This window comes from Shewanella sp. Sh95 (assembly GCF_001308045.1).
In the GTDB taxonomy this organism is placed as follows: domain Bacteria; phylum Pseudomonadota; class Gammaproteobacteria; order Enterobacterales; family Shewanellaceae; genus Shewanella; species Shewanella xiamenensis.
On record NZ_LGYY01000154.1, the window covers coordinates 1 to 6285 of the forward strand.

The 6285-nt window shown below is 45.3% G+C and carries 5 protein-coding genes; 3 read left to right on the forward strand and 2 right to left on the reverse strand.

The window, feature by feature from the left end; translation table 11 throughout:
* The first annotated feature begins 350 nt into the window (after positions 1-350).
* Both prlC and AEA42_RS11450 read left to right on the forward strand, forming a co-directional pair.
* On the forward strand, positions 351-2390 hold the full coding sequence (gene prlC, locus AEA42_RS11445) for an oligopeptidase A (protein ID WP_055647785.1): 2040 nt from the start codon (positions 351-353) through the stop codon (positions 2388-2390).
* 128 nt (positions 2391-2518) lie between these two features.
* Positions 2519-3049 carry a thioesterase family protein gene (locus tag AEA42_RS11450; RefSeq protein ID WP_037423843.1) on the forward strand — a complete coding sequence of 177 codons (531 nt, stop codon included), beginning with the start codon at positions 2519-2521 and terminating at the stop codon, positions 3047-3049.
* Positions 3050-3061: 12 nt separating this feature from the next.
* Here AEA42_RS11450 and AEA42_RS11455 read toward each other — a convergent pair whose 3' ends face one another.
* Positions 3062-3709, reverse strand: coding sequence for a glutathione S-transferase family protein (locus AEA42_RS11455; protein WP_037423840.1), 648 nt, complete (start codon positions 3707-3709; stop codon positions 3062-3064).
* Positions 3710-3914: 205 nt separating this feature from the next.
* Between AEA42_RS11455 and AEA42_RS11460 the strand changes: the two genes are divergently transcribed.
* Positions 3915-4604: a DNA-3-methyladenine glycosylase I gene (locus AEA42_RS11460; RefSeq protein WP_037423837.1), complete on the forward strand. Its 690-nt coding sequence runs from the start codon at positions 3915-3917 to the stop codon at positions 4602-4604.
* A 104-nt stretch (positions 4605-4708) separates the two neighbouring features.
* Here the strand turns inward: AEA42_RS11460 and AEA42_RS11465 are convergent, their stop codons facing one another.
* Complete coding sequence (locus AEA42_RS11465; protein WP_099458477.1) at positions 4709-5455, reverse strand: TorF family putative porin; 747 nt, start codon at positions 5453-5455, stop codon at positions 4709-4711.
* Positions 5456-6285: the final 830 nt, after the last annotated feature.

The window sequence follows — 6285 nt, forward strand, 5'->3', positions numbered from 1 at the left end:
CGGTCAACTGCTGATAATTCATGGTAGTACTGCTTGTTTCTTTGGCGAGAAGAGCGTACCACTTTTAGCAGTTGGCTTCCTCTTCTACACCTTTCCATGAATGTCGCACTTATTATCTGAAATCGGGGCCTATATACATATAAGCGTTAATGAGAATGGATTTGATTTGCGATCAAACTATCAAGATTCAAAGGGTAAATTTAGTGTAAATCCTAATTGAGAGCTGGTTCACTTTTTTATTGATGAAATGGCGTTAGGCCTACAAACGAAGATAGCAATCGGTTTTCTCGCCTTGATAAATTGAACATAAGCCCTTATTTATTAGCTACACAGATTGTAGAGGAATCATTATGAGCAACCCTTTGCTTAACGGCGCTGCATTACCGCTTTTTTCACAGATTAAACCTGAACATATTCAAGTTGCCGTTGAGCAAGCCATTGCTCAGTGTCGTGCCAAGATTGATGAAGTGCTGCAAAACCCTGGGCCTTTTACGTGGGATAACTTAGTCGCCCCTCTGGAGCAAGTAGATGATGAGTTAAGCCAAATTTGGTCACCCGTCTCCCATATGAACTCAGTGGTGAGCACAGATGAATGGCGCTCGGCCCATGATGCTTGTTTGCCACTGTTATCCGAATACGGCACTTACGTTGGCCAACACCAAGGGTTATACGAGGCCTACAAATCGCTGCGTGCATCGGCAGAGTTTGCTCAATTAAGCCAAGCACAACAGATGGTGATTGAGCACAGCTTACGCGACTTCGAGCTTTCGGGTATCGGCTTAGACGATGCGCAAAAACTGCGTTATGGTGAAATCGTTAAACGTCTTTCTGAACTTACCAGCGGCTTTTCCAATCAACTGCTCGATGCAACCCAAGCCTGGACTAAGTTAATTACCGATGAGGCAGAACTCGCTGGCTTGCCCGATTCAGCTAAAGCGGCCGCAAAAGCGATGGCCGAGGCCCGCGCATTAGAGGGCTGGCTATTTACCTTAGATTTCCCTTCCTATTTACCTGTGATGACCTACAGCGAAAACCGCAACTTGCGTGAAGAGTGTTACCGAGCCTTCGTGACTCGCGCCTCGGATCAAGGTCCAAATGCGGGCGAATTCGATAACGGTCCATTGATGGATGAAATCCTCGCACTGCGCCATGAATTGGCACAGTTGTTAGGCTTTGATAGCTTTGCCGAAAAATCCCTCGCCACGAAAATGGCTGAAACGCCTGCGCAGGTGATGGCCTTCTTAAATGAATTGGCGCTGCGTTCAAAAGACCAAGCCAAGGCCGAATTAGCCGAGTTAAAAGCCTTTGCACTGGAGCATTATGGTGTGAGCGAGATGGCTTCTTGGGATTTAAGTTTCTACGCTGAGAAGTTACAGCAACATAAGTATGAGATTTCACAAGAGTTGCTGCGCCCTTACTTCCCTGAAGATAAAGTGCTATCAGGCTTGTTTTACAGTGTCTCACGCCTATTTGGCTTAAAGATTGTTGAGCAAACCGAGTTTGACCGTTGGCATAAAGACGTGCGTTTCTTCGATATTTTTGACGAAACGGGCGAGCACAGAGGCAGTTTCTATTTAGACTTATACGCCCGCACTGGTAAACGCGGCGGCGCTTGGATGGATGATTGCCGCGTGCGCCGTCAAACCGCCAATGGCCTACAAAAACCCGTTGCCTATCTCACTTGTAACTTCAATGGTCCAGTTGATGGTAAGCCTGCGCTTTTCACCCACGATGAAGTGACGACCTTATTCCATGAGTTTGGCCATGGCATTCATCATATGCTGACCAAAATCGATGTTGCTGGCGTATCAGGTATCAATGGTGTGCCATGGGACGCGGTCGAATTACCTAGCCAATTTATGGAAAACTGGTGCTGGCAAGAAGAAGCCTTAGCGGAGATCTCCGGTCACTACGAAACCGGTGAACCTTTACCAAAAGCGATGCTAGACAAGATGTTAGCGGCGAAAAACTTCCAATCCGGCATGATGATGTTGCGCCAGCTCGAGTTTTCACTGTTCGATTTTAGACTGCACCACGAATACGACCCTGCAAAAGGCGCGCGTATTCAGCAGACCTTGGACGAAGTGCGTCGTCAGGTGGCCGTGTTAATTCCGCCAGCATTTAACCGTTTCCAACATGGTTTTGCGCATATTTTTGCCGGCGGCTATGCTGCGGGTTATTACAGCTACAAGTGGGCCGAAGTGCTGTCGGCGGATGCGTTTTCTCGCTTCGAAGAGGAGGGTATCTTCAATCCTGATACGGGCCGTAGCTTCCTGCACAACATCCTCGAAATGGGCGGTTCTGCTGAGCCTATGGACTTGTTCAAACAGTTTATGGGACGCGAGCCGAGTATTGATGCGCTGCTGCGCCACTCTGGGATTGCCGCTTAAGCCATACTAAATAGCTGTGCTTGAGCATAAAAAGGCGCCGAATGGCGCCTTTTTTGTGAGCTAGATCTCGCTTGCCCTCTGGTATGACCTCTGTTAGCCTGTGGCTCTTCTTTTTAGGGCTACTGCATATGAATCTGTATTTCCGTTTGTTTTGGTTGTTATTTTGGCGCACGCGCCATTGCCGTAAGATTGATTTTTTGGGGACGAGCCGCATTACTTATCGCGCGTTGCCCAGTGATTGCGATATCAATTTCCATCTCACTAACTCCCGTTACCCAGCGTTTATGGATCTGGCACGCACCTATATGTTGGCCGAAATGGGGTTGCTGAAGCGTTTCCTCAAATTAAAATGGATGCCAATTGTTAACGCCGCCGAATTTACCTATATCCGCGATATCAAGCCCTTAAAAAAGTTTGAGATTGAAACCAAGGTCGTGGGCTGGGATGAAAAATATTTCTATATTGAACAACGCTTTATCAGTGAGCGCGGCCTACATTGTATAGTGCATGTGCGTGGTGTGTTTGTGTGTAAAGGTAAGCAAGTGCCTTTAGAGGTATTAGTTAAAGAAGCAGGCTATACCGATCCGGCTCCAGAGTTACCGCCCGAAGTGGTGAAATGGAAAGCATTTTTACAATTAAAGAAAGAGCGTAATCTTTAGGACGCGCTGGTACTAGGGAATACTCCTAATCCCAGTGTCTTCTTCCATTTCGGCTAGTAGCACTTCTTCAAGCACGAGTGTCCAGGCGCCGCGAAGCTGCGCCTGTTGCCAATAACGGACTAACTCATCTAAATCCAATAGGTTTAAGTGAGCAAAGCTGTAGCTTAAGCAGGGGATCAGTGCACAGTCGGCTAAGGTAAAACTGTCGCCACACACCCAATGATTTTGACTAAGATGGCTATCTAAGCGTTGAAATTGGGTAAGCATTTGCTTTTCAATCTGCTTGATTTCGAACTCATGCCCATCAGGGGCATACTTTAATTTTTCTAATTGGAATAGTGGGTTATTGATATCAAAATCAATAATGCGATCGAATAGGCGCACCGCCAAATTCCGTTCAGCCTCCGCGGGTAATAACTCTGTACCGTTTTGAAAATGCCTGTCTAAGTATTCAATAATAATGCTGGATTCGGGGATCAGTTGGCCTTCTTGCGTTTTGAGCAATGGCAGTTTGCCAGGAGGATAAAATTGCTGGAAGGCCTTGCGTGCCAGTGGGTCGCGTAAATCAGTGATCCGCGGATAAAAGTTCGCTTGTTTCTCATAGAGAGCAATTAATACTTTCTGTGAATATCGTGATAACGGATGATAGAAAAGCTCCATAGGTACCGACCCCATAACCACTGCATTTTTTGACTCTACGCCTTAACTTTAGTCGGTATCAACATGCGTGCAGTGGGAATTTCTTCAAAGGGCCAGAAATGGACGTAAAACAGGTTTTCCATACGGAATGATCCCCGTGGGCTCAAATTCGGTACTATTAACGCCTAGAAACGCTAGTGAAATATCGATAATCAAAGGTAACAGCATGAGCCAATTAGAAAGTTTCTCATCCATCTATGCCAGAGCGAGTGAGCGAAAAGGCGGTAAAAAGGGACTCGAAGCCTTACTTCCTGGGTGTCTAACGAGTGCTGAAATTCGTCAATACGATGATGCTACGCTGCTTTCGGCCATGAGCCGACAAGTGTTCCAGAGTGGTTTTGTCTGGCGCGTGGTCGATAATAAATGGCCTGCTTACGAAAAATCCTTCTTTCATTTTGTGCCCGAGAAGGTATTAATGTTGTCACCCGAGCAGATCCAAGCTCGCGCTGCGGATGCGACCTTGATTCGCCACCTAAAGAAAACCCAAGCAATTTATGATAATGCTTTGATGATCCATGATATTGCCCGCGAACATGGCAGCTTGGCTAAGCTGATTGCTGACTGGCCGACCGAAGATATCGTCGGACTCTGGGCGTTCTTAAAGAAGCGCGGCGCTCGTCTCGGTGGCAATACGGGGCCGTATTTCTTACGTGGAATCGGTAAGGATACCTTTTTGTTAACCGATGATGTGCAAGGCTATTTTAAAGCGCACAAGCTGGTAGATGCCGGCTTTAGCTCGCAAACGGCGTTAAAACAGGTACAGGCCGTGTTCAATCAATGGCAACAGGAGTCGGGCCGTTGTCTTGCGGATATCAGCCGGGTGTTAGCCTGTAGCGTGGGTGATAATCGTATTTAGATAAAAAAAGACCAGCCAAATTTGGCTGGTCAAGGCTCGATATTTCAAGCAATTGGAGTACTGCAGGGAAGCAGCGGGATGAACGTATAAGCAAAAAAACAGGATTAGAAACTTTTACTGATCCCAATGACGACTCTGTCATCGAAGATTTCAGTTTGTGTACCATAGACTTTATGGTCAGTGTCGACAGTGCTGCCGTGGTAGCGTAAATCGAAGTTAAGACCGTAATAGGCTTTGCTTAAACCTATGTTCCAGTGGCCCCAACCTTCAGCACCATCACCCGTTAGGTCTTGATAACCCACAGATGCTGAGATTTTTACACCGTTGTCAAAGCTATAGCTGGGGTGTAGAGCGTAGTTCACCCCGTGCCAGCCATCGACACCAAACCAGTCATCCACCGTTGGGGTGACTTCGAGTTGCAGGTTGGCTCGACCGAATTGTTTACCCACTTTTAGCCATAATTCGGTGTAGTTGGAATAGGAAGCTCCGGGGTAAAGGTATGAAAACAGCATGACATCATAGGTAAAGCCAGAATCGCCAAACTCTCCCGCTTTACCAATAAAAGGCGCGGTAACAATTTCTAAGTTTGGGTCAGCAAACTTAATGTTGGAGCTAAATACCCCAGCATACCAGCCTTGATTGTGGTTCCAACTTAATGTGCCTTGGACGACCGGAATATCGCCATCTAAGGTCTCGGATTCACCACGAAACACATAGTCCGAAGCAAAATTAACATTGCCGTTAAGGGTGCCACCAAAGAGTTGATTATCTTCAGCAGCGTGGGAGCTGGCCGCCAAAGAAAGTAACGCCCCAGTGAGCAGCAATTTAGTACGAGTCTTCATAATCATCATCTCAAAGTGATTGGAAATTGTTAGCGCACCTATATCGTAAAAATAAATTGTTAATAGCGGTGCCGCCTGGGATGAACCAATAACGAAAAGATATGAATGAATGTGAATAAGCAGCGAAATAACAGGGTCAATAAAAGCGTAATTTATAAAACTGCATTTTTTTGGGAAGCTGAGTTTCATTAAATGGGGTGCAAAATGTAATATCCAATTTGCGCTATACAACGCTTGGTCATAAAATGTCGCGTCCAAAGGTTTGAATATCTATCGTTTCCCTGACCCATTTGTAACAAGGATTTACGTAGCAATAGTATGCATTCGGATAGCAAGGTATGGTCATTCCATGCTTGATCCAATATGACCACACAGGGGTTATATATGCACAAAACCTTATGTAAAAGCTTGTGCTAATATGCCCTAGCTGTATCAAATAAATGTTTACTCAGGTTAATCGAGTATAAACATTTGTGTCGCCAAACATGTTTGCAACATTTTTGATATAGAGTAGGCTGAATAAGTGCTTTGTATCGTATAACGCTAACAATCTTATCTACAGTTAACATACTTCTTAAATAGGATAACAATTCTACTAATAAGGTATTGGCAAAGGTGTGAATATTTTCATTAGTTTACACTTTTGTTTGTTTATCTTTCTTGTTGATCCTTATAGGGTATACGATAAGTAATAGCTTTGATTTTAGTTATAATCCGTCATTCCGCACCTAATTTTCGATTTAAAAAACTTGACGGCGATCGGTCATTCTGATCTATTACTCTCTTTTGCAGGTAATTCATCATGGCCGCTCCCGCTATCTCTATCCGTAACCTCGACC

Bases quoted from the DNA above. Each gene is read 5' to 3' on its own strand.
- AEA42_RS11460 (WP_037423837.1), top strand. From the start codon at position 3,915: ATGAGCCAATTAGAAAGTTTCTCATCCATCTATGCCAGAGCGAGTGAG.
- AEA42_RS11450 (WP_037423843.1), top strand. From the start codon at position 2,519: ATGAATCTGTATTTCCGTTTGTTTTGGTTGTTATTTTGGCGCACGCGC.
- AEA42_RS11465 (WP_099458477.1), bottom strand. From the start codon at position 5,455: ATGATGATTATGAAGACTCGTACTAAATTGCTGCTCACTGGGGCGTTA.
- prlC (WP_055647785.1), top strand. From the start codon at position 351: ATGAGCAACCCTTTGCTTAACGGCGCTGCATTACCGCTTTTTTCACAG.
- AEA42_RS11455 (WP_037423840.1), bottom strand. From the start codon at position 3,709: ATGGAGCTTTTCTATCATCCGTTATCACGATATTCACAGAAAGTATTA.